This window comes from Kitasatospora xanthocidica, assembly GCF_014656195.1.
Lineage (GTDB): Bacteria > Actinomycetota > Actinomycetes > Streptomycetales > Streptomycetaceae > Kitasatospora > Kitasatospora xanthocidica.
In genome coordinates this window covers 244,336-268,885 of sequence record NZ_BNBY01000001.1, presented here as the reverse complement: position 1 = coordinate 268,885, position 24,550 = coordinate 244,336, and the positions used below count along the sequence as shown (strand labels likewise).

General features: G+C 73.5%; 27 protein-coding genes and 1 tRNA gene. 12 read left to right on the top strand and 16 right to left on the bottom strand.

Annotation, left to right across the window (positions count from 1 at the left end; translation table 11 throughout):
• Window positions 1-116: 116 nt before the first annotated feature.
• From IE332_RS01175 to IE332_RS01145, 7 genes are all read right to left on the bottom strand, one after another.
• The gene (locus tag IE332_RS01175) at window positions 117-899 is read right to left on the bottom strand and encodes an RNA polymerase sigma factor SigF (RefSeq protein ID WP_229928253.1); all 783 of its coding nucleotides are present in this window, start codon (window positions 897-899) and stop codon (window positions 117-119) included.
• A gap of 365 nt (window positions 900-1,264) precedes the next feature.
• Window positions 1,265-1,558 carry a Dabb family protein gene (locus IE332_RS01170; protein WP_189913145.1) on the bottom strand — a complete coding sequence of 98 codons (294 nt, stop codon included), beginning with the start codon at window positions 1,556-1,558 and terminating at the stop codon, window positions 1,265-1,267.
• 106 nt (window positions 1,559-1,664) lie between these two features.
• Window positions 1,665-1,829 carry a hypothetical protein gene (locus IE332_RS01165; protein WP_189913144.1) on the bottom strand — a complete coding sequence of 55 codons (165 nt, stop codon included), beginning with the start codon at window positions 1,827-1,829 and terminating at the stop codon, window positions 1,665-1,667.
• Window positions 1,830-2,273: 444 nt separating this feature from the next.
• Window positions 2,274-2,363: transfer RNA gene (locus tag IE332_RS01160), tRNA-Ser, on the bottom strand.
• Window positions 2,364-2,429: 66 nt separating this feature from the next.
• A complete protein-coding gene (tadA, locus tag IE332_RS01155) occupies window positions 2,430-2,957 on the bottom strand; it encodes a tRNA adenosine(34) deaminase TadA (RefSeq protein WP_189913143.1) in 528 nt (175 codons plus the stop codon).
• Window positions 2,958-2,983: 26 nt separating this feature from the next.
• Window positions 2,984-3,520 carry a tRNA adenosine deaminase-associated protein gene (locus IE332_RS01150; protein WP_268256522.1) on the bottom strand — a complete coding sequence of 179 codons (537 nt, stop codon included), beginning with the start codon at window positions 3,518-3,520 and terminating at the stop codon, window positions 2,984-2,986.
• A 336-nt stretch (window positions 3,521-3,856) separates the two neighbouring features.
• Entirely contained in the window at window positions 3,857-4,081 is a 225-nt protein-coding gene (locus IE332_RS01145; RefSeq protein ID WP_189913141.1) for a hypothetical protein, read from the bottom strand.
• A 163-nt stretch (window positions 4,082-4,244) separates the two neighbouring features.
• Here IE332_RS01145 and upp point away from each other — a divergent pair, with 163 nt between their 5' ends.
• Window positions 4,245-4,880, top strand: a complete 636-nt coding sequence (gene upp / locus IE332_RS01140) for a uracil phosphoribosyltransferase (protein ID WP_189913140.1) — start codon at window positions 4,245-4,247, stop codon at window positions 4,878-4,880.
• An 87-nt stretch (window positions 4,881-4,967) separates the two neighbouring features.
• On the opposite strand, the gene IE332_RS01135 is transcribed toward upp, so the two are convergent.
• Together IE332_RS01135 and IE332_RS01130 are read right to left on the bottom strand one after the other, a co-directional pair.
• Window positions 4,968-5,666: a LytR C-terminal domain-containing protein gene (locus IE332_RS01135; RefSeq protein ID WP_189913139.1), complete on the bottom strand. Its 699-nt coding sequence runs from the start codon at window positions 5,664-5,666 to the stop codon at window positions 4,968-4,970.
• Between the two features lie 267 nt (window positions 5,667-5,933).
• On the bottom strand, window positions 5,934-6,230 hold the full coding sequence (locus IE332_RS01130) for a type II toxin-antitoxin system VapB family antitoxin (RefSeq protein ID WP_030061387.1): 297 nt from the start codon (window positions 6,228-6,230) through the stop codon (window positions 5,934-5,936).
• A gap of 204 nt (window positions 6,231-6,434) precedes the next feature.
• Between IE332_RS01130 and IE332_RS01125 the strand changes: the two genes are divergently transcribed.
• On the top strand, window positions 6,435-8,033 hold the full coding sequence (locus tag IE332_RS01125) for a helicase HerA-like domain-containing protein (RefSeq protein ID WP_189913138.1): 1,599 nt from the start codon (window positions 6,435-6,437) through the stop codon (window positions 8,031-8,033).
• A 22-nt stretch (window positions 8,034-8,055) separates the two neighbouring features.
• Here IE332_RS01125 and IE332_RS01120 read toward each other — a convergent pair whose 3' ends face one another.
• A complete protein-coding gene (locus tag IE332_RS01120; protein ID WP_189913137.1) occupies window positions 8,056-9,222 on the bottom strand; it encodes a hypothetical protein in 1,167 nt (388 codons plus the stop codon).
• A gap of 103 nt (window positions 9,223-9,325) precedes the next feature.
• On the bottom strand, window positions 9,326-10,087 hold the full coding sequence (locus tag IE332_RS01115) for a rhomboid family intramembrane serine protease (RefSeq protein ID WP_189913136.1): 762 nt from the start codon (window positions 10,085-10,087) through the stop codon (window positions 9,326-9,328).
• A gap of 83 nt (window positions 10,088-10,170) precedes the next feature.
• On the opposite strand from IE332_RS01115, the gene IE332_RS01110 reads away from it, so the two are divergent.
• Together IE332_RS01110 and IE332_RS01105 are read left to right on the top strand one after the other, a co-directional pair.
• A complete protein-coding gene (locus tag IE332_RS01110) occupies window positions 10,171-10,689 on the top strand; it encodes a YbhB/YbcL family Raf kinase inhibitor-like protein (protein WP_189913135.1) in 519 nt (172 codons plus the stop codon).
• Between the two features lie 59 nt (window positions 10,690-10,748).
• Complete coding sequence (locus tag IE332_RS01105; protein WP_189913134.1) at window positions 10,749-11,597, top strand: hypothetical protein; 849 nt, start codon at window positions 10,749-10,751, stop codon at window positions 11,595-11,597.
• Here the strand turns inward: IE332_RS01105 and IE332_RS01100 are convergent.
• Window positions 11,594-12,559: a helix-turn-helix transcriptional regulator gene (locus IE332_RS01100; protein WP_189913133.1), complete on the bottom strand. Its 966-nt coding sequence runs from the start codon at window positions 12,557-12,559 to the stop codon at window positions 11,594-11,596. The genes IE332_RS01105 and IE332_RS01100 overlap by 4 nt on opposite strands.
• 111 nt (window positions 12,560-12,670) lie before the next feature.
• Here IE332_RS01100 and IE332_RS01095 point away from each other — a divergent pair, with 111 nt between their 5' ends.
• Window positions 12,671-14,146 (top strand): MFS transporter, encoded by a 1,476-nt coding sequence (locus tag IE332_RS01095; protein ID WP_189913132.1) that lies wholly within the window; start codon window positions 12,671-12,673, stop codon window positions 14,144-14,146.
• Between the two features lie 70 nt (window positions 14,147-14,216).
• On the top strand, window positions 14,217-14,438 hold the full coding sequence (locus tag IE332_RS01090; protein ID WP_189913131.1) for a KTSC domain-containing protein: 222 nt from the start codon (window positions 14,217-14,219) through the stop codon (window positions 14,436-14,438).
• Here the strand turns inward: IE332_RS01090 and IE332_RS01085 are convergent.
• Both IE332_RS01085 and IE332_RS01080 read right to left on the bottom strand, forming a co-directional pair.
• Window positions 14,411-14,698 carry a DUF2087 domain-containing protein gene (locus IE332_RS01085; RefSeq protein ID WP_189913130.1) on the bottom strand — a complete coding sequence of 96 codons (288 nt, stop codon included), beginning with the start codon at window positions 14,696-14,698 and terminating at the stop codon, window positions 14,411-14,413. The two genes, IE332_RS01090 and IE332_RS01085, sit on opposite strands and share 28 nt — an antisense overlap.
• Before the next feature lie 43 nt (window positions 14,699-14,741).
• Window positions 14,742-15,383, bottom strand: a complete 642-nt coding sequence (locus IE332_RS01080) for an HhH-GPD-type base excision DNA repair protein (protein WP_189913129.1) — start codon at window positions 15,381-15,383, stop codon at window positions 14,742-14,744.
• A 263-nt stretch (window positions 15,384-15,646) separates the two neighbouring features.
• On the opposite strand from IE332_RS01080, the gene IE332_RS01075 reads away from it, so the two are divergent.
• The 4 genes from IE332_RS01075 (at window position 15,647) to IE332_RS01060 (ending at window position 20,247) form a co-directional block, all read left to right on the top strand.
• Complete coding sequence (locus IE332_RS01075; RefSeq protein ID WP_189913128.1) at window positions 15,647-15,994, top strand: DoxX family protein; 348 nt, start codon at window positions 15,647-15,649, stop codon at window positions 15,992-15,994.
• 222 nt (window positions 15,995-16,216) lie between these two features.
• Complete coding sequence (locus IE332_RS01070) at window positions 16,217-18,706, top strand: terpene synthase family protein (RefSeq protein WP_229928198.1); 2,490 nt, start codon at window positions 16,217-16,219, stop codon at window positions 18,704-18,706.
• Between the two features lie 142 nt (window positions 18,707-18,848).
• Complete coding sequence (locus IE332_RS01065; protein WP_189913127.1) at window positions 18,849-19,646, top strand: VOC family protein; 798 nt, start codon at window positions 18,849-18,851, stop codon at window positions 19,644-19,646.
• 70 nt (window positions 19,647-19,716) lie between these two features.
• Window positions 19,717-20,247 (top strand): DinB family protein, encoded by a 531-nt coding sequence (locus tag IE332_RS01060; protein ID WP_189913126.1) that lies wholly within the window; start codon window positions 19,717-19,719, stop codon window positions 20,245-20,247.
• Between the two features lie 51 nt (window positions 20,248-20,298).
• Here the strand turns inward: IE332_RS01060 and IE332_RS01055 are convergent, their stop codons facing one another.
• A complete protein-coding gene (locus IE332_RS01055; RefSeq protein ID WP_189913125.1) occupies window positions 20,299-21,120 on the bottom strand; it encodes an ArsR/SmtB family transcription factor in 822 nt (273 codons plus the stop codon).
• A gap of 64 nt (window positions 21,121-21,184) precedes the next feature.
• Here IE332_RS01055 and IE332_RS42155 point away from each other — a divergent pair, with 64 nt between their 5' ends.
• Both IE332_RS42155 and IE332_RS01045 read left to right on the top strand, forming a co-directional pair.
• Window positions 21,185-22,573, top strand: a complete 1,389-nt coding sequence (locus tag IE332_RS42155) for a cytochrome P450 family protein (protein WP_308437506.1) — start codon at window positions 21,185-21,187, stop codon at window positions 22,571-22,573.
• 69 nt (window positions 22,574-22,642) lie between these two features.
• A complete protein-coding gene (locus IE332_RS01045) occupies window positions 22,643-23,437 on the top strand; it encodes an isocitrate lyase/PEP mutase family protein (RefSeq protein WP_229928197.1) in 795 nt (264 codons plus the stop codon).
• A gap of 39 nt (window positions 23,438-23,476) precedes the next feature.
• Here the strand turns inward: IE332_RS01045 and IE332_RS01040 are convergent, their stop codons facing one another.
• On the bottom strand, window positions 23,477-24,253 hold the full coding sequence (locus tag IE332_RS01040; RefSeq protein WP_189913124.1) for a TetR/AcrR family transcriptional regulator: 777 nt from the start codon (window positions 24,251-24,253) through the stop codon (window positions 23,477-23,479).
• Window positions 24,254-24,550 lie beyond the last annotated feature (297 nt).

The following is a 24,550-nucleotide window of genomic DNA, read 5'->3' as shown; positions in this document are numbered from 1 at the left end:
GAACGGGGACCGTCGCGCCGAGGTTCCCGGCGGGGCCCTCCCCCTCCATACCGGAACACGGTGCACGGCAAACCCGAACGTCGCAAGATGTCACGTGGGGGTAACGCGCTGCAATCTCACTCTTCCCATGAGTTGCCGGTCCGAAGCCGGGTCAGGATCCGGGACAGCAGCCGCGAGACGTGCATCTGGGACATCCCCAGCTCGGTGCTGATCTGGGACTGGGTGAGGTTGGCGAAGAACCGCAGCATCACGATCCGGCGCTCCCGCTCGGGGAGCTGGACCAGCAGGTGGCGGACCATGTCGCGGTGCTCGACCTCGGCCAGCGCGGAGTCCTCGTAGCCGAGCCGGTCGAGCAGGGCGAGCCCGCCCTCGTGCTCCTGCGCGGCCTCCAGGGAGGCCGCGTTGTAGGCCCGCCCGGCGTCCAGGCAGGCCCGGACGTCCTCCTCGGGGATCCGCAGGCTGGCGGCGATCTCGGGCACCTTGGGCGCCCGCCCGTGCAGCACCGTCAGCTCCTCCATGGCGCCGCTGACCTGGACCCACAGCTCCTGGAGCCGTCGCGGGACGTGCATGGTGCGGACGTTGTCCCGGAAGTAGCGCTTGATCTCGCCCAGGATGGTCGGCAGCGCGTAGGTGGGGAACTGGACGCCGCGGGTGGGGTCGAAGCGGTCGATCGCGTTGATCAGGCCGATGGTGCCGACCTGGACGACGTCCTCCATCGGCTCGCTGCGGCTGCGGAAGCGGGTGGCCGCGTAGCGGACCAGTGGGATGTTCACCTCGATCAGGGCGGCCCGGACCCGTTCCCGTTCGGGGGCGTCGGCGGGCAGCTCGGCGAGCCGCTCGAACAGCACCCGGGTCAGCGTCCGGACGTCCACGACGGGCCTGCCACCGGGGCCGCGCAGCCCGTCCGGGCGGAGTTCGCCGGCCGGGCTGATGATCGCAGCCAGCACTTCGTCCACGGACACGTCACCCCTCCCAAAGTTGACAACGGCGGGCCCTGCGGATCGGGTGTCGCGGCTGATTCACCACCTCGCGATGTCCGGCAAAACCGGTCATAGCATCACAAGGCGGGCGCTGGTCGGGCAAGCACCCGGTGGAGGTGTGTTGGTGGGGTGCCCGGCCTTCACCGGGTCCGACGGCGGGGCGCGGCGGGGATCGTTCCGGGACGGAGCACGGCGCCCCGTCCGGGATTCGGACGGGGCGCCGCGGGCCGTCCGGGGGAAGGGCCGCGCGCGGCCCCTGGACGGGATGGGGGTCGGACGGCGGGTCAGACCTCGACGTCGGCGATCACCCAGGTGGCGAACTCGCGCCACTGGCCCGCCGCGGCCTGATGGGCCGGGTGGGTCAGGTAGGCCTGCAGGGCCTCGCGGTCCTCGACCAGGCTGTTGATCGCGTAGTCGTACGCGATGTCCCGCTCGGTGGTGTTCCAGCCGCACTCCCACTCGCGCAGCTCGGGGATGACCGAACCGAGCTCGGCGAACGCCTTGGCGCCGGCGAGCGCGCGCTCGTCGTCCTTGCTGACGCCTTCGTTGAGCTTGAACAGGACCAGGTGCCGGATCACGATTGCCGCTCCTCGCGGACGGGGGTGGAGGGTCCCGCCCACCGTAGCCGGTGCGGCCGGGCGGGTGGACGGCCGTCCGCCACCCGGGCGCGGGCGGCCCGGCCGGCTACTTGATCAGCCCGGTCATGAAGGTGCCGACCGCCTTGGCCGCGTTCGAGATCCCCTCGAAGCCCAGCTGGACGAGCTGGGCGGAGCGGGCCGGCGACGTGATGATCGAGTAGAGCACGAAGACGAGCAGGAGGACCATGCCGATCTTCTTCGCCTGCGCCATCGGTGACCTCCCAGCCGTGGGCCGCCGTCATCCCGGTCCCCGAGCGGCCTGCAGGGGGCAGCTTATCCACCCGGACGGGCTATCAAGTGTGCGACGCGTTCGGCCGGGGGGACGAAGGTCCCCGCGAGTGGGGCCTTTCTCCGGGTGCCCGGTCGAGGGCCGGGCGGCAGGATGGACGACGTACCGAGGATCTGGCAGGAATCCCCGGTACATGGATCCGGAGCTCCCCGCTGTGGGACCGGTCGCCGCGGCTTCCCCCCGACGCGGTGCCGGTTGTGGGACTCCGCCGGGGGAGCGGTCAGTCCCCCGAGCCGCTCCCCCCTCCAGGCTCCGTACGGGCCGGGCACCGGTGGTCATCGGCCCGGCGTACGGAGCCCTTTCCGCGTCCGTAGTCGCGCGGAAACGCCGAGGGCCCGTCCGGATCGGACGGGCCCTCGGGCTTTCTGGCGGTAGCGGTGGGATTCGAACCCACGGTGGAGTTGCCCCCACACACGCTTTCGAGGCGTGCTCCTTTGGCCGCTCGGACACGCTACCGAGGGGAACTCTACCGGACGGGTGGCGCGGTCACGAAATCCGTATCGGCGGGAGCCCGGCGAGGGGTCAGCGGTGGGTGTCGAAGAAGGCCCGCAACTGCTCGCCGCACTCCTCGGCGAGGACGCCCCAGATCACCTCGGGGCGATGGTTGAGCCGGCGGTCGCGCATCACGTCGAAGAGCGATCCGGCCGCGCCGGCCTTCTCGTCGAGGGCGCCGTAGACCACCCGGTCGATCCTGGAGAGCACGATGGCGCCGGCGCACATCGTGCACGGCTCCAGGGTGACGACCAGCGTGCAGCCGCTCAGCCGCCATTCCCCGACCGCCTCGGCCGCCTGCCGGATCGCGACCACCTCGGCGTGCGCGGTCGGGTCGCCGACCGCCTCGCGCTCGTTGTGGCCGCGCCCGATCACCTCGCCGTCAGGGCCCAGGACGAGCGCCCCGACCGGGACGTCCCCGGTGGCCGGCGCCAGGGCGGCCTCGGCCATGGCGAGGCGCATCGGCGCCGCCCAGCGGTCGCGGACCGGGTCGGGGCGGACGGGGGCGGGCAGCGGGGGGACGTACGGGACGGTCTGCGCGGTGGATGCGGGCTGCATGGCATCCAGTGTCGGGCATCCGGCGACTACCGGACGGCCTCCAGGACCTCGCCGCAGCCCAGGGCCTCGGCGATCTCCTCCAGGGCGTCGCCCGGCACCGCGCCCTCGCCGCTCAGCCCGAGCAGCGCGTCGGAGGCCAGGCCGAACTCGGTGAGCAGGTGGGAGTCGCCGAGCGGGCCGACCGGGACGCCGCCGTGCGGCTCGGCGTCCTCGTCCTCCTGGTCCTGGGCCTGCGCCTCTTCGTCCAGCAGGTGGTCCAGGTCGCCGAACTCGCTCTCGCCGGCCTGGTCGACCAGCTCGTCGGTGAGGACGGAGCCGTAGGAGCTGCGGGCGGCGGCGGCGCCGTCCGACACGAAGATCCTGGGGTCGTCCTCGCCGTCCACGCGGACGATGGCGAACCAGGAGTCCTCCTGTTCGATGAAGATCAGGACGCTGTCGTCGTCCTGCGACGAGCCGCGGGCCAGATCGGCCAGATCGGCCAGGGTTTCGACGTTGTCGAGTTCCGTCTCGCTCACATCCCACCCGTCCTCGGTGCGAGCAAGCACTGCAGCGAAGTACGCCACCAGGGACACTCCCAAGATGATCGGTCTCGGCGTCGGCGCGCTCGGGCAACGCGGAAATCTGGCCGCCCCCGCGCCAGAGGCGGTCCGCCGTTCGGACCGTCCCATCGGAATCGTGACAGAAAGCCGGCCCGCGCGGGGGGTGTTCTGCAGCGCGTCTTTGCAGGTCGTGTCGGAAGGGCCGGGCGGCGGAGGGCGGAGCCGGGACGGGACGGTCCGAAGCCGGTCGAAATTTGCTCCGAACGCCCGCCGGGGCCGCCGGGGCCCACGGCGGAGGCCCTGTCGGAGGTCCCGCCGGAGCCTCCGGCGGAGGCCGGTCGGAAGCCCGTCGGAGGCCCGTCAGATCCGGAAGGTTCGCATCCGCATCGCCTCGCGCATCCGCCGTTCCTTGGTCCGCCGGGGCTGGACCCGCTCCCGCAGTTCGCGTGCCTCGGTGAGCTCGCGCAGGAAGACGGCCCGCCGCCTGCGGCGCTCCGCCTCGGACTCCGGAGGGTCGCCCGGCGGGCCCGCGCCGACGACGGGCTCGTCCGCCGAGCCGCCCCCGGCCTTCGGGTTGCTCGTCATAAGACGTGACATTCCCAGAACGGCCCGGTTGATACCACAGGAGACGCATCCGTCCGGACATTCACCCCAGGTCACGGCGTGTCACCGGGAAGTCACCCGGTCCGGCGGCCGGATCGGGCCCGGCGTGTCGTACAGGCGTCCAGACCCGGGCTAACCTCGGTACATGCGTCTCCACGTCGTCGACCACCCCCTGGTGGCCCACAAGCTCTCCACCCTGCGCGACGAGCGCACCGACTCGCCGACCTTCCGTCGCCTGACCGACGAGCTGGTGACCCTCCTCGCCTACGAGGCCACCCGGGACGTCCGCACCGACGAGGTGGAGATCACCACGCCCGTGGCGGTCACGCTCGGTACCCGGCTCAGCTACCCGCGCCCGCTGGTGGTGCCGATCCTGCGGGCCGGTCTCGGCATGCTGGACGGCATGACCCGGCTGCTGCCGACCGCCGAGGTGGGCTTCCTCGGCATGGTCCGCAACGAGGAGACCCTGGAGGCCTCCACCTACGCGACCCGGATGCCGGACGACCTCTCCGGCCGCCAGGTCTACGTGCTCGACCCGATGCTGGCCACCGGCGGCACCCTGGTCGCCGCGATCAAGATGCTGATCGAGCGCGGCGCCACCGACGTCACCGCCGTGGTGCTGCTGGCCGCCCCCGAGGGCGTCGAGGTGATGAAGCGGGAGCTGGCGGACCTGCCGGTCACCGTGGTCACCGCCGCCCTGGACGAGCGGCTCAACGAGAACGGCTACATCGTCCCGGGCCTCGGCGACGCGGGCGACCGGCTGTACGGCACCGCGGGCTGAGTCCCGGCCGCAGAGAACGACGAGGGCCCTCCGGCAGCGCGCCGGAGGGCCCTCGTCGTTGGTTCCGTGTCCGTTCCGTACCGGGCGTCAGCAGCTGCCGGTGGCGGTCGGGGTGGGGGAGGGCTTGGTGGCCAGGGCGAGGGCGGCGGCCGCCTGGGTCTCGTCCAGCAGGGCGTTGTAGCTGTCGCCGATCACGAAGTCCACGCTGGTGTCGGTGCGGGCGTCGGCGGTGACGGTGGCCCCGGCGATCTGCGAGCCGACCAGGGTGCCGGCCCCGGCGCCGGTCGGGCCGGCGATCACCTGGGCGGTGCCGGGCACCTTCTTGTCCAGCTCGGCCGGGGCGTTGCCGACCTTGCCGATGGTGAAGCCGCGCTTCTTGAACTCCTCGGCCGTCCGCCCGGCCAGGCCGGCCTTGGTGGTGGCGTTGTAGATGTTCACGGTGACCGTGGCGGGCTGCGGGACGGCGTGCGGGTCGCCCTGGGCGGCGGCGGGCGCGCCGGAGGCGGCGGGGGCTCCCGGCGCGCCCGGGGTGGCGCCCGGTGTCGGGGCGGCCAGCGGCTTGCCGGACGGGGTCGCGCAGGCCTGGGCGGAGGAGCCCTTGTTCCGGCCCGTGAAGATGTCGTACAGCTGCACGCCGCCGAGGGCGATCAGGGCCAGGGTCAGCAGGCCGACGAGGGCGGCGATCACCTTGCGGCTCTTCTTCGGGGGGCGGCCCAGCCTCGGGTAGGAGTTGCCGGTGACGCGGTACTGCTTCCCCTTGAGGCCTTGGGGAGTCAACATGCTCATGGTTTGTCTCCCCCTCGTACCGGGGCGGGGTCGGGATGACGGGTCGGCCGGGTAGGGGCATCCCCCGGTGCGGGCGGATCCCCTGGTCGCGGCCGTAGTCAGCAGCGTAGTGCCGTACAGCGGTGAAGGTACTAAACGATCATCATCTGGAGTACCCCGGTACCCGAAAGGGGGTACCGGGGTACGCGCGGACCGCCCTCCGCCGGGTGGCGAGGGGGCGGTCCGGAAGCCTGTGGTCGGTGCGACGAACCCGGTGCCGGCGGCCCGTCACTCCATTTCGAGGACACGGGCGTGCAGCACCTGGCGCTGCTGCAGCGCGGCCCGTACGGCCCGGTGCAGCCCGTCCTCCAGGTAGAGGTCGCCGTGCCACTTCACCACGTGGGCGAAGAGGTCCCCGTAGAAGGTCGAGTCCTCGGCCAGCAGGGTTTCGAGGTCGAGTTGGCCCTTGGTGGTCACCAGCTGGTCGAGCCGCACCGGACGCGGGGCGACGTCAGCCCACTGTCGGGTGCTCGTCCGGCCGTGATCCGGGTACGGCCGCCCATTGCCGATGCGCTTGAAGATCACACGGAAAGCCTACCGTTTGGGCGGCGAATGGCGCAGCAGCCGCGGCGCCGCCACGCGCGCCGGTGTGAACTGCGGATGGACGAATGCGGTTGTTTGATGGGAAATGTCGCGAACATCGCCCAGTGGTGACCGGGTTCCGGTCCCGGTCGGTCCCGATGCCGACGCGTGTCGACGCGTTCCGATCCGCCCAGGAGTGTGCACCGAATGTCCTCCGTCCCCACCCCGCAGGCCGTCCGGGAGATCGCCGACGGGTACGCCTTCACCGGGCCCGCCCTCGACCTCGGCGCGGTGCTGCTGGACGGCACCGCCTACCCGGACGCACCGGTGCGCATCCCGCTGGGCGTGCTCAACCGGCACGGGCTGGTCGCCGGGGCCACCGGCACCGGCAAGACCAAGACCCTCCAGCTGATCGCCGAGCAGCTCTCCGGACAGGGCGTGCCGGTGTTCCTGGCCGACGTCAAGGGGGACGTCTCCGGCGTCTCCGCGCCCGGCACGCCGAGCGAGCGCACCAGCGCCCGGGCCGCCGAGGTCGGGCAGCAGTGGACGGCGCAGGGCTGCCCCGCCGAGTTCTACTCGCTCGGCGGGCTCGGCGCGGGCATCCCGGTCCGGGCCACCGTCACCAGCTTCGGCCCGCTGCTGCTGGCCAAGGTGCTCGACCTGAACGAGACCCAGGAGTCCTCGCTCAGCCTGGTCTTCCACTACGCCGACAGCAAGGGCCTGGAGCTCTACGACCTCAAGGACCTGACCGCGGTGATCGCCTTCCTCGCCTCGCCCGAGGGCAAGGAGGAGCTGAAGCTCATCGGCGGCCTCTCGGCGGCCACCGCCGGGGTGATCCTGCGCGCGCTCACGGTGCTGGAGAACGAGGGCGCCGGGGCGTTCTTCGGCGAGCCCGAGTTCGACACCGCCGAGCTGCTGCGGACCACGCCGGAGGGCCGGGGCGTGGTTTCGGTGCTGGAACTGCCCGCGGTGCAGGACCGGCCGCGGCTGTTCTCCACCTTCCTGATGTGGCTGCTCGCCGACCTCTACCAGGAGCTGCCCGAGGTCGGCGACCTCGACCGGCCCAAGCTGGTGTTCTTCTTCGACGAGGCGCACCTGCTGTTCAAGGGCGCCTCCAAGGCCTTCCTGGAGGCGATCACCCAGACCGTGCGGCTGATCCGGTCCAAGGGCATCGGCATCTTCTTCGTGACCCAGACCCCGCGGGACGTCCCGTCCGACGTGCTGGCGCAGCTGGGCAACCGGGTGCAGCACGCGCTGCGCGCCTTCACCCCGGACGACGCCAAGGCGCTCAAGGCCACCGTCTCGACCTTCCCGCGCTCCTCCTACGACCTCGGCGAGGTGCTGACCTCGCTCGGCACCGGCGAGGCGGTGGTGACGGTGCTGTCCGAGAAGGGCGCGCCGACGCCCGTCGCGGCGACCAGGCTGCGGGCGCCGCAGTCGCTGATGGGGCCGATCGAGGCCGGGGCGCTGCAGGCGGCCGTGGACGCCTCGCCGCTGACGGCGCGCTACCGGGACGCGGTCGACCGGGAGTCGGCGTACGAGAAGCTGGCGGCGCGGGCGCCCCGGCCGGAGGCGGCGCCGACGGGGGCCGCCGATCAGTGCGCCGATCAGCCGGGCCAGGAGCCGGCGCCGGAGTCGTCCTCGGAGCGGCGGGGGTCGCGGGAGGAGCGGAAGGAGGGGGTGGGCGGGCTGCTCGGGTCGCTGCTGAGCAATCCGACGGTGAAGTCCTTCGCGCGCTCGGCCGGGCGGCAGCTCGGGCAGGAGATCTCGCGCAGCCTGTTCGGGACGTCCAAGCGGCGGCGGTGAGGCCCCGGCCGGGGCGGGTGCCTCAGCCGGACAGGGCGGCGCCGATCCGGTCGAGGGAGGACAGGCGCATCAGGCCGTAATGGTAGAACTCGACCTCGGGGACGCCGAGTTCACGCAGAACGGCGATCTTGGCGGCGAGGTTCTCCGGGCCGTCGCAGTCGGCGGCCATCGGGCGCAGGATCACCGCCAGGTCCCGCGGGCGGACGCCGTGCAGGGCGAAGGCGGCGATCTTCTCCCGGACGGCCTCCGGCGTCCTGGCGTAGCCGAGCGTCTCGATCCCGTCGGCGGCCTTCGCGAGGGCGGGCAGGTCGATCCCGGCGAGCCAGCCCTTGCCCGGGCCGCCGCCGTCCATGAAGCTCAGCCGCATGCCGTGCCGGCGGGCCTGCTGGGACAGGTCGGCGGCCAGCGCGGTGACGGTGGCGGCGGAGGCGTCCACGTACGCGGCGAAGGCGCCGTCGGCCAGGGCGCTGAGGTCGGCGGGCTCGGCGGCGGCGGACTCGTCGGCCAGCCGAAGGCGCAGCTCGGCGCGGACCGCCCCGGCCACCTCCTCCGCCGGGACGCCGGCCGCGGTGGCGGCGGCGCGGCAGTGCGGGCAGAAGCAGACTCCGAGCAGAGCCTCGGCGGTCGGGCCCAGCTCCTCGAAGTAGCGCTCGTGGTGGTAGCCGTGGCGCAGCCCGTGGAAGTGCAGCGACTCGGCGCGGACCGCGTCCACGCCGTACCGGGACAGCTCGGCGACCAGGGTCAGCGCGTACGCGCGGACCTCCGGGTTCGCCGGGCAGAGCTCGGTGAGGTGGCGGTCGCCGAAGGCGTTGGCCGGGGCACAGTCGGGGTGGGCGAAGCCGAGCCGGTCGTTGTGGCAGAAGACCGTCCAGGCGTGCAGCTTCAGGCCGCGGCGGCCGGCCTCGGCGGCGGCCTCGGCGAAGGGGTCGCGCTCGCCGATGGCGGTGGACGGAGCGGGGGCCAGCCGGAGGCCCCGCCAGGCGGCCGGGTCGGGGCGGAAGTACGCCGCGCCCGGCTCCAGGTAGCGGATCACCCGGCGGGGGTTGTGCGGGAAGACGTCGCGGGCCCCGTGGTAGACCGAGGCGAGGGTGACGCCGCCGACCCCGGCCCGGTCGGCGAGGTTGCCGAAGAAGGTGTCGGCGCCCTCGTCGAGCAGGTCGGTGGCGAAGGCGAGGACGGACGACTCCACGGTGCGGCTCCGGAGGTGGGGGCGGGTGCGCCCTTCACGCTAGCCGCGGGGGTGGATCTGGTCTAGACCTGGTTGGGCCGGGCGGGTGGTCGGGCCGGCCGGGTCAGAGGCCCAGGTCGTCGAGTTCCTTGAGCAGTGCGGCGTTGGGGCTGCCGGGGTCGGTGGTGGCGGCCGGCTTGGTGACGGCCTTGGAGGCGGATCCGGACGCGGCGCCGGACGTGCTGCCGGGCGTGGCACCGGGCGCGGCGGCCGGGCGCGGGGCGCGGTCGCGGAAGATCCAGGCGCCGGCCAGGCCGCCGACCAGACCGCCGAGGTGGGCGGACCAGCTGATGCCCGGGGCGACGCCGGGCAGGGCGCTGGTCACCATGTAGGCGAAGGAGGCGCCGAGGACGACGCCGATCAGGGTGTCGACCAGGTTGCGGTCGAAGAGCCCGCGCAGCACCACGTAGCCGAAGTAGCCGAACACCACGCCGCTGGCCCCGGCGCCGACCGAGTGCGGGGGGTCGAAGACCCAGGCGGTCAGCTCGCTGGTCAGCGCGACCAGCAGGGTGAGGCCGAGGAACTTCTTCACGCCGCGGTAGGCCGCCAGGAAGCCGAAGACGAACAGCGGGCCCGAGTTGGCTTCCAGGTGGGCCCAGTTCCAGTGCAGGAACGGCGCGGTGACGATGTTCGGCAGCCGGCTCGGATCCTGCGGGATGACGCCGAACCGCCGGCCGAGGTCGTAGTCGTCCATCCAGTTCACGAGCTGGATCAGCCAGATCGCCGCCAGCACACCGACCATGGTGAAGAGCGCCCGGCGGGCGTCGGCGATCATCCGGACGGGGTCGAGCGTGGTCGCCGCGTGGCTGCGGTCGTTCGAGGCCATGCCCCGACTGTAGGGGCCGCCGGATCGGAGGTGCACCCCATTACAGTGACGGTGTCATTCCGATCGCGAGAGGTGACCACCCCATGAGCAAGCGCCCGCCGCTGCCCTACGAGTTCCTGCCGCAGGTGCCGTCGTTCCCGCTGAGCAGCCAGGACATCACCGAAGGCGGCACCCTGGACCGGGAGTTCATCCACGCCGGCGGCAACCTCTCGCCGCAGCTGGCCTGGTCGGGTCTGCCGGAGGGCACCCGGAGCATCGCCGTCACCTGCTACGACCCGGACGCCCCCACGGGCTCCGGCTGGTGGCACTGGCTCGCCCTCGGCCTGCCCGCCGACACCGTCGAACTGCCGCGCGGCGCCGGTTCCTCGGACGACGGCCTGCCGGGCGAGGCCTCCTTCCACGGCCGCAACGACTTCCCGGCGAACAAGTACGACGGTGCCGCCCCGCCGCCCGGTGCCCCGCACCGCTACGTCTTCGCCGTGCACGCCCTGGACGTGGAGAAGCTGGACGTCACCGCCGACACCCCGGCCGCCCAGATCGGCTTCCACCTCACCTTCCACACCCTCGGCCGGGCGCTGCTGACCGCCGAGTTCGGGGTCTGAGGCCGGTGTCGGCCCCCGATCGTCCGGTCGAGGTCTGGCGGCTGCCCGAGGAGGACCGCTTGGCCGGTCGCCGGGCCCTGACCTGGACGGTCGGACCGGACGGTGAGCTCGCCGTCCTGCTGGTGCCGGAGCGGTACGCGGCGCCGCCCGGGGCCTGGCCGTCCGTCAAGCCGCCGTTCGACGGCGAGGTGGTGGTGCACGGCCGGCACGGCGAGTGGCGGGTGCCGCTCACCGGCGTCGAGGGCTCGCCGGACCACCTGGCGCTGCTGCCGGGCCACCGGATCCTGCTGGCCGAGGCGCGGGCCGACCAGGACGGCGAGGAGTGGCTGCCCAACGGTGTCGTCCACGGCGCCGACGGGACGCCGGGCCGGGAGCTCCTGCTCGGCGACGACATCGGCGTGCTGGTGAGCGACCGGGACGGCCGGATCTGGATGGCGTATGGGGACGAGGGCATCTACGGCGACCACCCGATGGCGGTCCCCGGGCTGCGGGCCGTCGACGGCACGGGCCGGTCGGTGTGGAGCCCCCGGGACCGTCCCCAGGACCGGCTGCCGGGCTACCCGCTGGAGGGCCTGGCCGGCGCCACCGAGGGCCGGTACGCCTGGCTGGCCTGGTACCCGAGCCCCTCGGGCAGCTACCTCACCCGGATCGACCCGGTCGACGGCTCGTCCACGACGGTGCCCTGCCCGGTCCGGCAGCCGGCCGGGTTCGCGGTCCGCGGCCGCGAAGGCGTCTTCCTCTCCGGCGGCGGCGAGCTGACCCGGCACCTGTTGGTCGGCAAGGAGTGGAAGCGGACCGGCACGCAGAAGCTGCGACTGCCCGGCCCGGTCGAACCGGGACGCGCCCACGGCCGGGACGGCGTGCTCTGGTTCCGCTGCGGCAACGGCTGGTACCGGGTCGAGGCCTAACCCGCCCCTCCCGCCGCGTGGGCGGCGCGGGTCGCCAGCTTGCGCAGGTGTTCGCGCAGCTGCGGCGGCTCGTGCACCTCGAAGGGGCGGTCCAGTGACAGCAGCCGCATCGCCGTCCACTCCAGGGAGTCGGAGCGGGAGCGCAGCCGGCAGCTGTGCCCGTCGATCGGCTCGATCTCGGAGTCGCCGGGCCTGAAGCGCTGCCGGACCAGTTCGGCCGGGGCGTGCACGGTGGCGACCACGGTGCCGCTCGGGGACGGGCGGTGCAGTTTGCCCGCCACGTACGCGGCGGCGTCCTCGGCGGGCAGCGGGCGCGGGGTGAAGCGGGCGCCGGTGGCGAAGGGCTCGCTCAGCCGGTCGACCCGGAACAGCCGCCAGTCCGCGCGGTCCAGGTCGTAGCCGACCAGGTACCAGCGGCGGCCGACCGAGACCAGCCGTTCGGGCTCGACCAGCCGCTTGGTGCCGGTGCCGTCGTAGGCGCGGTAGGCGAAGCGCAGGCGTTCGTGGTTGGTGACGGCGCCGGCGATCAGCGTGAGGTCGTCCGGGTCGACGGTCGGGCCGTCGCCGGAGAGCAGCGGCACGGTCGCGTTGTTGAGCGTCCCGACCCGGTGCCGCAGCCGGGCCGGCAGCACCTGGAGCAGCTTGCCGAGGGCCCGTACCGAGGCCTCCTCGATGCCGACCACCGCGTGCCCGGCGCCCGCCCGCAGGCCGACCGCGATGGCCACCGCCTCCTCGTCGTCCAGCAGCAGCGGCGGCATCGCCGTGCCCGCGACCAGCCGGTAGCCGCCGACCGCGCCCATGGTGGCCTGCACCGGGTAGCCGAGTTCGCGCAGCCGGTCGATGTCGCGCCGGATGGTGCGGGGGCTGACGCCGAGCCGCTCGGCGAGCTCGCTGCCGGGCCACTCGCGCGGGGTCTGGAGCAGGGACAGCAGGTTCAGCAGCCGGGCCGGCGTATCGCTCATGCACCCCAGGATGCCGGATCAACTGGGACAGGACCTGACCTACATGGCCGTTAGTGTCGTGGACGTCGAGAAGAAGCGGTCAGAGCGAGAAGTCGAGTCGAGGAGTACGGAATGAGTGCGGCGACAGCCGACCGGCGGAGGTGGATCGCGCTGGCGATCGTGATGGTGGCCTCCTTCATGGACCTGGTGGACGTCACCATCGTCAACATCGCCATCCCCAGCATCCAGGCGGACACCGGCGCCTCGTTCAGCGCCGTGCAGTGGGTCACCGGCGGGTACGCGCTGGCCTTCGCGATCGGGCTGATCACCGGCGGGCGGCTGGGCGACATCCACGGCCGCAAGCGGCTGTTCCTGATCGGGATCGGCGGCTTCACCGCGGCCTCCGCGCTCTGCGGACTGGCCACCGGGCCGGAGATGCTGGTCGCGACCCGGCTGCTGCAGGGCGGGACGGCGGCGCTGATGGTGCCGCAGGTGCTGTCGATCATCCACGCGACCTTCCCGGCGGAGGAGCGCGGCAAGGTGTTCGGCATGTTCGGCGCGGTGGTCGGCCTGGGCGCCGTCTCCGGTCCGATGATCGGTGCGCTGCTCACCGAGTGGGACCTCTTCGGGCTGGCCTGGCGGCCGATCTTCCTGATCAACCTGCCGGTCGGCATCGCCGGCCTGCTGCTCGGACGCCGCTTCATCGACGAGTCCAAGGCCGACCAGGCCCTCAAGCTCGACCTGGTGGGCGTGCTGCTCGCCAGCCTGGGCCTGCTGATGCTGATCTACCCGCTGACGCACGGGCGGGAGGCCGGCTGGCCGCTCTGGGGGTACCTGTCGATGGCCGGCAGCCTGCCGGTGTTCGCCCTGTTCGTCGTGTACGAGAAGGTCAAGACGCGCCGGGACGGCTCGCCGCTGGTGGAGCTGGCGCTGTTCCGGGTGAAGTCCTTCGCCGCGGGTATCTGCGTGCAGCTGGCCTTCGGCGTGGCGCTCGGCATCTTCTTCCTGGTCTGGACGCTCTACATGCAGATCGGCCTGGGCTGGAGCCCGCTCAAGGCCGGCGCGACCGGCATCCCGTTCTCCATCGCCGTCTCCGTGGCGGCCGGGATGTCGGTGCAGAAGCTGGTGCCGCGGTTCGGGCGCAAGGTGCTGCAGTCGGGCGCGCTGGTGATGGCGGCGGGCGTGCTCACCTACATCTGGGAGGCGGACCGGTACGGGACGTCGATCACGCCCTGGCAGATGGCGCTGCCGCTGGTGGTGATGGGCCTCGGCATGGGGCTGATCGTCGCGCCGATCACGGACGCGGTGCTGGCGGAGGTGCCGCGCGAGCACGCCGGCTCGGCCTCCGGGCTGATCAACACCGTGCAGCAGGTGGGCAACGCGCTCGGGCTCGGGCTGGTGTCGGTGGCCTTCTTCGGGGCGATGGACGACGTGGTCGCGCCGGAGGCGGTCGGGACGGCGTTCGGCGGGGCCTTCACGCACGCGCTGTGGTGGGTCGCCGGGGTGCTGCTCGCGGTGTTCCTGCTGATGTTCGCGCTGCCGAGGCGCCGCAAGACGGCCGGTGCCGTGGAGGAGACCGCGGTGGAGCGGGAAGCCGCCCTGGTCTGACGGGACGCTGTCGGCACGAGGGCCCCGGTCGCACTGCGCGACCGGGGCCCTCGTCGCACACTGGAGGGCGATGGACCGTACGGCGGTGGACTCCTCGGTGCTGCGCTCGGTCGGCTACGACCCGGTGGCGCGGCTCCTGGAGCTGGAGTTCACCGGCGGCCGGGTGTACGAGTACGCGGACGTGCCGGCCCGGGTGCACCGGGAGCTGCTGGCCGCGGAGAGCCACGGGCGGTACTTCGTCCGGCGGATCCGCGGCCGCTACGCCTACCGGCGCTCCGGGGCCAGCCGGTAGCTGCTGCCGTCCCGGGGGCGGGCGAGGTGGCCGGCCTCGACCAGGTAGCGGCGCAGGGCGGGGGCGTCGTCGTGCACGGTGCGCAGCACGGCGTTGACCTCGGCCTCGGTGTAGCCGCGGCCGGGCTCGAAGAGGGTTCCGGCGAGGTGGGCCAGCAGCTGCTCCCGGCGGGCTGCCTTGCGGGGCACGGTGATCAGGCGCCCGTCGGGGGCGAAGAGGGCGGACACGCTCGGCGGGGTCGGGGTGGTGGTTCCGGTCATGCCGGGAGCGTCGCCCGGTGGGCCGGAGCGGGGCAACCGGTTTTCAGCGCACGCCGCTCGGGGCCGCGGTGATCGTACGGGTGGTGGTGCGGGGCTTGGCCGCGGCCTTGGCCTCCTTCGCGGCGCGCTTCACCTCCTGCTTGAACTCCCGTACCAGGGTGAGGGATTCGGGGCCGGTGATGTCGGCGACCGAACGGTGCGCGCCCTCCTCGCCGTACGCGCCGGCGGCCTCGCGCCAGCCCTCGGGCCGGACGCCGTACTGCTTGCCGAGCAGGGCGAGGAAGATCTGCGACTTCTGCTTGCCGAAGCCGGGCAGGGCGTTGAGGCGGCTCAGCAGCTCCTTGCCGGTGCGGACGTTCTTCCACAGCGCGGCGGCCTCGCCGTCGTACTGCGCGACGAGGAACTGGCACAGCTGCTGCACCCGTTTGGCCATCGCGGCGGGATAGCGGTGGACGGCCGGCTTCGCGGAGAGGAGCGCGACGAACTCCTCCGGGTTGTAGGTGGCGATCTCGTGGGCGTCCAGGTCTTCCCGGCCGAGGCGCTGGGCGATGGTCAGCGGGCCGGTGAACGCCCACTCCATCGGCACCTGTTGGTCCAGCAGCATGCCGACGAGCGCGGCGAGCGCACTCCGTCCGAGCAGTTCGTCTGCCTCGGGCTGCTGTGCGAGCCGAACGGTGACGTTCATGGGCTTGCCCTCCTCGGAGTTGACGTCGGGTCGGCGCCCAGTCTGGTGGACGCGGGGTGGGCGGAGGCGGTCAACACGCCCGTATCGTGGGAAGTCTTGGTGTTCCAAGCCTTGCCATGCCTGCTTTGTTCGTTGGCGGAGCGGTTGTTGGGGGCACCCGGGTGGCGGTGCGGAATATTTTTTGCCCGCGCCTGTCACATCCGTCGAGGGCGCCGGGTCAGAGGGGTGTCGAACCGAACAGCCTTCGAAAGAGGAGCACTTCAATGAACGTCGCCCACATCGTCGTCACCGTCCTCGGCGCCCTCATGGTCGGCTTCTCGGCCTACTCGGTCTTCGCCGGCGCCGAGTACGTCGTGAAGCCCCTCGCCGACTACGGCGTCCCGCGCGCCTGGTGGACCTGGCTCGGCGTCGCCAAGGCGGCCGGCGCCCTCGGCCTCCTGGTCGGCCTCGCCGTCCCGGCCATCGGCTACGCGGCCGCCGTCGGCGTGGTCCTCTACTTCCTCGGCGCCGTCCTCACCGTCCTCCGCGCCGGCGCCTACGCCCACGTCCCCTTCCCGCTCGTCTACGCCGCCCCGGCGGCCGCCTCGCTGGTCCTGGGCCTGATGGCCTGATGGCCTGAGGGGGGATGGCCCTCGGGACCCGGCACCGCAGGGGGTGGACCGAATCCGGTCCACCCCCTGCGGCGCCGGGCTTCGGGCGGGTTCTTAGCAGAGTTCGAGCGGGATTTCGGGTGGATGGGTCATTTCATATGACTGTTTTGGATGTGTTGGTACGGGGTCCGGGTGGCGGGCCATCCTTGGTCCAATCGACGCGTCCAGAAAGGCTCGCCCGCCGTGACCCAGCCGTTCGAACTGCCGTCCTTCTACGTGCCGCACCCGGCGCGACTCAATCCCCATCTGGACGGGGCCCGGGCCCATTCCACCGGCTGGGCCCGGGAGATGGGCATGCTGGAGGGCTCAGGCGTCTGGGACCAGGCGGATCTGGAGGCCCACGACTACGGCCTGCTGTGCGCCTACACGCACCCGGACGCCTCCGCCGAGGCGCTGGCGCTGGTCACCGACTGGTACGTCTGGGTGTTCTTCTTCGACGACCACTTCCTCGACATGTTCAAGCGCACCAACGACCGGGAGGCGGGCAAGGCGCACCTGGACCGGCTGCCGCTGTTCATGCCGGCCGACCCGGCCACGCCGATGCCCGAGCCGGAGAACCCGGTCGAGGCCGGGCTGGCCGACCTCTGGCGGCGCACCGTGCCGGTGATGGGCGAGGACTGGCGGATCCGGTTCGCCGAGAGCACCCGCAACCTGCTGAACGAGTCGCTCTGGGAACTCGCCAACATCGACGCGGGCCGGGTGGCCAACCCGGTCGAGTACATCGAGATGCGCCGCAAGGTCGGCGGCGCGCCGTGGTCCGCCCAGCTGGTCGAGTACGCCGCCGGGGCCGAGGTGCCGAAGGAGGTGTCGGGATCGCGCGCGCTGCGGGTGCTGATGGACGCCTTCTCCGACGGCGTGCACCTGCGCAACGACATCTTCTCGTACCAGCGGGAGGTCGAGGACGAGGGCGAGCTGAGCAACGGCATCCTGGTGCTGGAGCGGTTCCTGGAGTGCGGCACCCAGGAGGCCGCCGAGGCGGTCAACGACCTGCTCACCTCGCGGCTCCAGCAGTTCGAGAACACCGTGTTCACCGAACTGCCGGTGCTGTTCGCGGAGACCGGGCTGGACGCGGAGGGCCGAGCCCGGGTCATGGCCTACGTCAAGGGCCTGCAGGACTGGCAGGCGGGCGGGCACGAGTGGCACATGCGCTCCAGCCGGTACATGAACGGCGCCGGGGAGTCCGGGAGTTCGGGTGGTGAGGTGGCGCCCGGGGCGGGCGGTGCGCTGCCGGGGCTGCCCGGGCTGCCGGGGTCGCCGGGGGCCGGGAACTGGTGGGACCAGTACGCGATCGGCGGGATCGGCACCTCGGCGCTGGACATCCTGCGCAGCGGGGCCGTCGGTGCGGCCGGGGTGGCGGCCCCGGCGGCGGTCGGTGCCGCGGTCGGGGCTGCGGTCGGTGCGGCGAAGGGCGGGGTCCGGCCGGCCGAGCGGCGGGCGCGCTCGTACCGGCACGTGCCGTTCCAGCCGGTCGGGCCGTCCCTGCTCCCGGAGTTCGAGCTGCCGTTCACCCTCTCGCTGAGCCCGCACCTGGACGGCGCCCGGGAGCGGGTGGTCGAGTGGGCCGAGCGGATGGGCATGCTGGAGGCGGATCCGGCCGTCCCCGGATCCGGCGTCTGGGACGCCGAGTCGATGCGCGACTACGACCTCCCGCTCTGCGCGGCCGGCCTCCACCCGGACGCCACCGCCGAGCAACTCGACATCGGCTCGGCCTGGTTGGCCTGGGGCACCTGGGCGGACGACTACTACCCGGCGGTCTTCGGGCGCACCCGCGACCTGGCCGGGGCGAAGGCCGCCACCGCGCGGCTGTCGCTCTTCATGCCGGTGGACGGCGGCCCCGGCCCCGAGCCCGCGAACGCGCTGGAGCGCGGCCTCGCCGACATCTGGGGGCGCACCGCCGCCCCGATGGACGTCGAGAGCCGGGAACGGTTCCGTACGGCGGTCGAGGTCATGCTGGCGGCCTGGATCTGGGAGCTGAGCAACGCGATCCAGCACCGGATCCCGGACCCGGTGGACTACCTGGAGATGCGCCGCTCCACCTTCGGCTCCGAGCTCACCACCAGCCTGTGCCGGATCGGCCACGGGAAGACCGTGCCGGAGGCGGTGTACGACCACGGCTCGATGCGCGCGCTGGAGAACTCGGCGATGGACTACGCGTGCATGATGAACGACCTCTTCTCGTACCAGAAGGAGGTCGAGTACGAGGGCGAGCTGCACAACGTCGTCCTGGTGGTGCAGTCCTTCTTCAACTGCGACTACCCGTCGGCGGTCCGGATCGTCGACGACCTGATGCACTCGCGGCTGGCCCAGTTCCAGCACGTGGCGCGGAACGAATTCCCGGTCATGTACCAGGACTTCGGGCTGGACCAGGCGGCGCGGGAGATGCTCGACGGGTACGTGAAGGAGCTGGAGAACTGGCTCGCCGGCATCCTGAACTGGCACGAGGACTGCCGCCGGTACGGCGAGGCGGACCTGGAGCGGCACTTCGGGGCCGAGCGGAACCTGGTGGCGGCGACGGCGGCCCGGCGGGCGGCCGGGGTGTCGGTGCCGAGCACCTCCGGGGCTTCCGGGGCCGCCGGGGCTTCCGGGGCTTTCGCGGTGCCGCTCGGGCCGACCGGCCTGGGCACGGCCTCGCTGCGGCCGCCGCTGAGCGGGGCGGCGCCGACGACGCGCTGAGCCGAGCGGTACGGGGCCGGACCTCCGGCGCACCCGCGCGGGCCATCCCGCGCGGGTGCGCCGCGTCGTGGTTAGGCTGACGAGTCGGGGGCCGGCGTGCGCCGCCCGGTGCGCGCACTTCGCCGCACACGAGGGCAGAGAGATGGCTGCGCTACCTGAGGGCACGCCCTGTTGGGCCGACGCGATGTTCACCGACCTGGAGGGCGCGAAGGCCTTCTACGCTGATGTGCTGGGCTGGACCTTCGGCGAGAGTTCGTCGGAGTTCGGCGACTACACGCAGGCGTACTCCGGCGGCAAGGCGGTCGCCGCGGTCGTCCCGCCGATGCCCGGTACGGAGGCCCAGTCCGCCTGGTGCCTGTACCTCGCCTCGCCGGACGCCGCCGCCACCGCCGCGCGGATCCGCGCCAACGGCGGTGAGGTGGTCATGGGGCCGATGCGGGTCGGTGACTTCGGCACGATGGTGATCGCCAAGGACCCGGGCGGCGTCGTGTTCGGCGTCTGGCAGGCCGAGCGCCACGAGGGCTTCGAGAAGCAGGGCGAACCCGGCGCGTACAGCTGGGCCGAACTGGTGACCCGCGAGCCGGCGAAGGCCGACGCCTTCTTCCCCGCGGTCTTCCCGTACGGCGTGAAGAAGATGGACTCCGAGGAGTTCGACTACCGGATGTTCCAGGTCGCCGACCGGCCGGTGCTGGGCCGGATGGGGGCGGAGGGCGACTTCCTGCCGCCCGAGGCGCCCTCGTACATCAGCGTCTACTTCGCCGTGGACGACACCGACGCCGCGATCGAGCGGCTGACGGCGCGCGGCGGCAAGGTGTACTTCGGGCCGATGGACAGCCCGTTCGGACGGTTCGCGGCGGTCGGCGACCCGCAGGGCGCGGCCTTCGGGCTGATCGACCTGGGCCGGACGGTCGGCGAGCAGCCGGGCACGGTGGACGTCTGATGGCGGCGGAGCACGGTGGTCGTCCGGTGGCGGCCAGGCCGGAGGGCGCAGGCCGGGCGGGAGGCGTCCGATGAGCGAGCGCGATGATCTCGTCCAGACCCTCGACACGCACCGCGGGCTGCTGCGGCGCACCGTCCGCGACCTCACCGACGCGCAGGCGGCCGAGCGGACCACGGTCAGCGAGCTGTGCCTGGGCGGCCTGATCAAGCACGTGGCGGCGGTCGAGGCGCGCTGGGCGCGGTTCATGACCGGCGGCGCGGAGGCGATGCGCGGCGGGGACGGGGACCCGGACGGGGACGGGGACGGCGGTGGGGACGGTGGCGCCGCGGCGTGGGCGGCCCAGTTCCGGATGGTGGAGGGCGAGACCCTCGCCGGGCTGCTGGCCGAGTACGAGCGGGTGGCGCGCGGGACGGACGAGCTGGTCCGGACCCTGCCCGACCTCGACCTCGCCCACGCGCTGCCGCCGGCGCCGTGGTTCGAGCCGGGTGCGACCTGGTCGGTCCGGCGGGTGCTGCTGCACATGATCGCCGAGACCTCGCAGCACGCCGGGCACGCGGACATCATCCGGGAGTCGTTGGACGGGGCGAAGTCGATGGGGTGAGGGCGGGCGGAGCCGGCTCGGGGCGCTGCCCAAGCGCTGCCCAGGCGTTGCTCAGGGTGCTTCCACGCCGAGGAGTTCGCGCAGCGCCCGGCCGCCGTCCGGGGTGACCCGCAGGGCCCGGCCGGAGCCGATCGGCTCCACCCAGACGCGGTCCAGGGCGGTCCGGCAGAGCGCCGCGCCCAGCGCCCCGCCGAGGTGGCTGCGGCGTTCCGTCCAGTCCAGGCAGCCGCGCACCACCGGGCGGCCGCCGCGGCGGCCCGCGCGCGGCGGGAGCTCGATCGCCTGCGCGGCCAGCCAGTCCCGGCCGCGCTCGGTGACGGCGAGCCCGGACTCGTCGGCGACCAGGCCGCGGGCGAGCAGCGCGTCGGCGACGGCCACACCGAGGCGACCGGCCAGGTGGTCGTAGCAGGTCCGGGCGCGGGCCTCGGCGCTCAACCGGCCGGCCTCGGCCAGGGAGCGGGGTGCGGCCGCGCCGCTGCCGCCGGCCTCCGCGAAGGAGGTCAGGTCCTCCAGCAGGGTGGCCACGGCTGGCGAGGCCAGCCGGACGTAGCGGTGCCGGCCCTGCCGCTCCTCGGCCAGCAGCCCGCCCGCGATCAGCCGGGACAGGTGCTCGCTCGCCGTGGACGGCGCGACGCGCGCGTGCCGGGCCAGCTCGCCGGACGTCCAGGCGCGGCCGTCGAGCAGGGCGGAGCAGAAGGCGGCGCGGGTGGGGTCGGCGATCAGGGCGGCGAGGGCGGCGAGCGCCGTACCGCCGTGGTCGGAGTGCCGGACCGGCCGGGTGGGGACGGCCGAGGCGGGGGCGGTCGGGGTGGGGACGGCCGAGGCGGCGGGGGAGGGAAGCAGCGGACGGGCGGGACGCGGTCGCGAGGGCATGGCTCCATGGTCGCTCCGGCACAGTTCGGCGGGGGCCGAAACGAACCGGGTCCACGATGACGGCATGAGCCAACCGACGGTGATCTCCGGCCCCGACACCACGACCTTCTCCACGACCTTCTCCATGACCTTCTCCCGCTACGACGACGTCACCGCGGCCCTGGCCGACCCGGCGCTGGTCCCGCTGCCCGCGGCGCCCGTCGCCCCGGGCGCGCCCGCCGGGGTGGCCCGGCTGCGGGCCGCCGTCGCCCGGTTCAGCTCCGGCGAACCGCACGCCCGGCGCCGGGCGCTGGTGCTGGCCGACCTGTCGGGCCTGGACCCGGCCGCACTGCGGGTGGCCGCCGCGGCCGGGTTCGACCCCGACGTCCGGCTGCGGGTGGTCCGGGTACTCGCGTCGGCGCTCGGCCTGGCCGACCCGGAGGCCGTGGCCCGGGACGTCGCGACGGTCGCCCGCGCGTACTTCGCGGACGCGCCGGACGACCCGGAGGCGGACGCGGCGGTGGCCCGGCTGCTGCCCGCGATGTCCGCCGGGGCGGGGCGGGCGATCGGTGAGCAGCCGGGCGAGGAGCCGTACGGGGAGATGGACGAGGAGGAGGCGGCCAACCGGATCGGTCTGCTCGTCCAGGCCTGCGACGCGACCGCCGCACTGGTCGACCGCGCCCGCCGGCACCGGGACGGACTGGCCGGCGCGCTGCGCGAGGACCCGCCGGTGCCGGTGATGCGCCGTCTCGCCGCCCGGGCGACCGAGGTCGGCGGGGTCGCCGTACCGGCCGGGGCGCAGGTGGTGCTGGACGTCGCGGCCGCCCAGACGGAGGCGCCGGACGGTGTGGCGCTCACCTTCGGCGCCCGGCCCCGGATCTGCCCGGGCCGCTCGCACGCCCTGGCCATCGCGGAGGGCATCCTGCTCGGGGCCTCCGATCCGGCGGCGGTCGACGACAAGGGCGACGACGTGGACGGCGACGGTGGATCCGATGACGTCCCGCTCGCGTGCGGTCTCGGAAAGGACGAACTCGCCGCGCTGGTACCGGAGACGGTCGACCATGTGCTCACCCTGGCCGCCACCTGGACGGCCTGGGACGGCCGGCCGATCGTCAACGCGGACGGTCGAACCTACACGCCGCACAAGGCGGTTCGCCGGGTCGCCGACCATCTCCTCGACCACCTGGCAGAGTTGGACGCCCGGCTGGCCGGCGAGCCGACCGAGCCCGACCACTGGCACGCCTCCGGCGCCACCACCCCGGCGGACCTGGCCCCGTTCACCGCCGCCGACCTGGACGAGGCCCGCAGCCGGCTCACCCGGCTGGCCGCGATCTGGTCCCGCCGGGTGGCCGCACTGCCGGACGCGGTCCTGGACGACTCGCCGGGTACGGGCTGGAGCTTCCGGCGGATCGTCGGTCACGTCGCGGGGTCCGGGTACTACGCGGACTCCGTCGGGGACCTGGGCCCCGCATGAACCTGCCCCCACCCGCATGAACCCCTGCATGAACCCCCGTACGAGCGTGAGAATCCCGGAGAGTCGCCCATGAACCCCGCAGGCCCCGCCATGACCCCCTTCGCCGCCCTGCACCACCGCCCCGGCCGGCCGCTGCTGCTCCCCAACGCCTGGGACCACGCCTCGGCCGTGGCCCTCGCGGCCGCGGGCCACGCCGCGATCGGCACCACCAGTCTGGGCGTGGCGGCCGCCGCCGGGCTGCCCGACGGCGCGGCGGCCACCCGGGCGGAGACCGTACGGCTGGCGCGGCGGCTCGGGCGCGGCGACTTCCTGCTCAGCGTCGACGCCGAGTCCGGCTTCAGCGACGACCCGGACGAAGTCGCCGAGCTGGCGGTGGAGTTGGCGAAGGCGGGGGCGGTCGGCATCAACCTGGAGGACGGCCGGGCGGACGGCACGTTGGCGCCGGTGGAGGTCCACGCGGCGAAGGTCGCGGCGGTGAAGGCGGCCGTGCCGGAGCTGTTCGTGAACGCCCGTACCGACACCTGCTGGTGCGGGCTGGACGACCCCGAGCCGGAGACCCACCGCCGGCTGGCGGCCTACCAGCGGGCGGGCGCGGATGGCGTGTTCGTGCCCGGTCTGGCCGAACCGGCGGCCATCGCCCGGGTGGTCGCCGCCGTCTCCGTGCCGCTCAACATCCTCTGGACGCCGGCCGGCCCGGGCCTCGCCGAGCTGGCCGCGCTCGGTGTGGCCCGGGTCAGCCTCGGCTCGCTGCTGTACCGCTCGGCGCTGGCGGCGGCGGTGGCCACGGCGGCCGCCGTGGCCGCGGGTGAGCCGGTCGGGCCGGTGCCGGGGTACGCGGAGGTGCAGGCCTTCAACGAGCGCTGATCCGGCGGGAGTCCAGGATGTAAGGGCCCTCTGGGCTGCTCAGCCGGTGCGGTCCGAGGTCCGGGCGGCCCAGGAGGCCTCGATGCCGTCCAGGATCACCCGGACGCCGCTGAGGAAGTGGGAGTTCCGGTCGGGTTCGACCTCCCGGCCCACCTGGGTGGTGTACAGCCGGTGCAGCCGGGGGTGGCCCTTGGTGGCCTCGACGACGGAGGGCAGGAGCTGGTCCATCCACTCCTGCTCCTGCCGGCCGCGCTTGGCGAGCGCGCTCAGCCAGGCGGCCTCCACGGTGGCCGCCCCGATGGTGTAGCCCATGACGACGCCCATCGCCTCGTTGGCGGTCGCCAGGTCGAGTCCGGAGGTCTCCAGCAGGGTCAGGAAGGCCTCGGACAGCCGCATCCAGCTGGGGCCGAAGTAGACCATCCCGACGTCGCCGAGCACCGAGACCATCCACGGGTGGCGCAGGATGAGCGCGCGCACGCCCTCGGCGCACTCCTCGATGGCCGCGCGCCAGACCTCGGGGTCGCCCGTGGTGCCGGTCGCCTCCGGCAGCGGGAGTTCGGAGAAGACCTGGTCGACGGCGAGCGCGAGCAGTTCCTCCTTGTTGGTGACGTGGGTGTACAGCGAGGTGGCGCCGGCGTTGAGGCGGGCGCCGAGCTTGCGCATGCTCAGCGCGTCGATGCCGTCGCTGTCCAGGAGTGCGAGGGCCTCGGTCACGATCTGCTCGCGGCTGAGGGCCGGCTGGTCCCGGCGCGGTCGCTGCGGGCGGGTCCACAGCGAGGGGATGCCCGACGTACCGTCCTCCGACTTGGCCGTCATCCGGCCCTCCTTCGTCTCTTGTGATCGCCCACCGCCGGGGCCGGCGGGTCGTGGCCGGCCGTTGTCCGTCCGGGCGTCGTCGGGTTCAGCATAAGTCGGACCGCACACTGTACGGCGTTGCGAACACTGTGCGGTCGCCGTACAGTGTTCGGCGCGGCGCACACCGTACCCGTGGGGACGGAGGGCGGTGTGCCCGCACCGACTTCCCGCACGGCTCCCGCCGCGGCGGACGACCTCCCGCACGGCTCCCGCCGGGGGCGGACGAATGCTCGCGCGGCCACGGCCGTGCACCGATCT

Coding starts and splice junctions, on each gene's coding strand:
- IE332_RS01165 (WP_189913144.1), bottom strand. CDS start 1,829: ATGGCGCAGGCGAAGAAGATCGGCATGGTCCTCCTGCTCGTCTTCGTG.
- tadA (WP_189913143.1), bottom strand. CDS start 2,957: ATGCAGCCCGCATCCACCGCGCAGACCGTCCCGTACGTCCCCCCGCTG.
- IE332_RS01145 (WP_189913141.1), bottom strand. CDS start 4,081: ATGACGAGCAACCCGAAGGCCGGGGGCGGCTCGGCGGACGAGCCCGTC.
- upp (WP_189913140.1), top strand. CDS start 4,245: ATGCGTCTCCACGTCGTCGACCACCCCCTGGTGGCCCACAAGCTCTCC.
- IE332_RS01135 (WP_189913139.1), bottom strand. CDS start 5,666: ATGAGCATGTTGACTCCCCAAGGCCTCAAGGGGAAGCAGTACCGCGTC.
- IE332_RS01125 (WP_189913138.1), top strand. CDS start 6,435: ATGTCCTCCGTCCCCACCCCGCAGGCCGTCCGGGAGATCGCCGACGGG.
- IE332_RS01115 (WP_189913136.1), bottom strand. CDS start 10,087: ATGGCCTCGAACGACCGCAGCCACGCGGCGACCACGCTCGACCCCGTC.
- IE332_RS01110 (WP_189913135.1), top strand. CDS start 10,171: ATGAGCAAGCGCCCGCCGCTGCCCTACGAGTTCCTGCCGCAGGTGCCG.
- IE332_RS01100 (WP_189913133.1), bottom strand. CDS start 12,559: ATGAGCGATACGCCGGCCCGGCTGCTGAACCTGCTGTCCCTGCTCCAG.
- IE332_RS01095 (WP_189913132.1), top strand. CDS start 12,671: ATGAGTGCGGCGACAGCCGACCGGCGGAGGTGGATCGCGCTGGCGATC.
- IE332_RS01090 (WP_189913131.1), top strand. CDS start 14,217: ATGGACCGTACGGCGGTGGACTCCTCGGTGCTGCGCTCGGTCGGCTAC.
- IE332_RS01085 (WP_189913130.1), bottom strand. CDS start 14,698: ATGACCGGAACCACCACCCCGACCCCGCCGAGCGTGTCCGCCCTCTTC.
- IE332_RS01080 (WP_189913129.1), bottom strand. CDS start 15,383: ATGAACGTCACCGTTCGGCTCGCACAGCAGCCCGAGGCAGACGAACTG.
- IE332_RS01075 (WP_189913128.1), top strand. CDS start 15,647: ATGAACGTCGCCCACATCGTCGTCACCGTCCTCGGCGCCCTCATGGTC.
- IE332_RS01065 (WP_189913127.1), top strand. CDS start 18,849: ATGGCTGCGCTACCTGAGGGCACGCCCTGTTGGGCCGACGCGATGTTC.
- IE332_RS01060 (WP_189913126.1), top strand. CDS start 19,717: ATGAGCGAGCGCGATGATCTCGTCCAGACCCTCGACACGCACCGCGGG.
- IE332_RS01055 (WP_189913125.1), bottom strand. CDS start 21,120: ATGCCCTCGCGACCGCGTCCCGCCCGTCCGCTGCTTCCCTCCCCCGCC.
- IE332_RS42155 (WP_308437506.1), top strand. CDS start 21,185: ATGAGCCAACCGACGGTGATCTCCGGCCCCGACACCACGACCTTCTCC.
- IE332_RS01045 (WP_229928197.1), top strand. CDS start 22,643: ATGAACCCCGCAGGCCCCGCCATGACCCCCTTCGCCGCCCTGCACCAC.
- IE332_RS01040 (WP_189913124.1), bottom strand. CDS start 24,253: ATGACGGCCAAGTCGGAGGACGGTACGTCGGGCATCCCCTCGCTGTGG.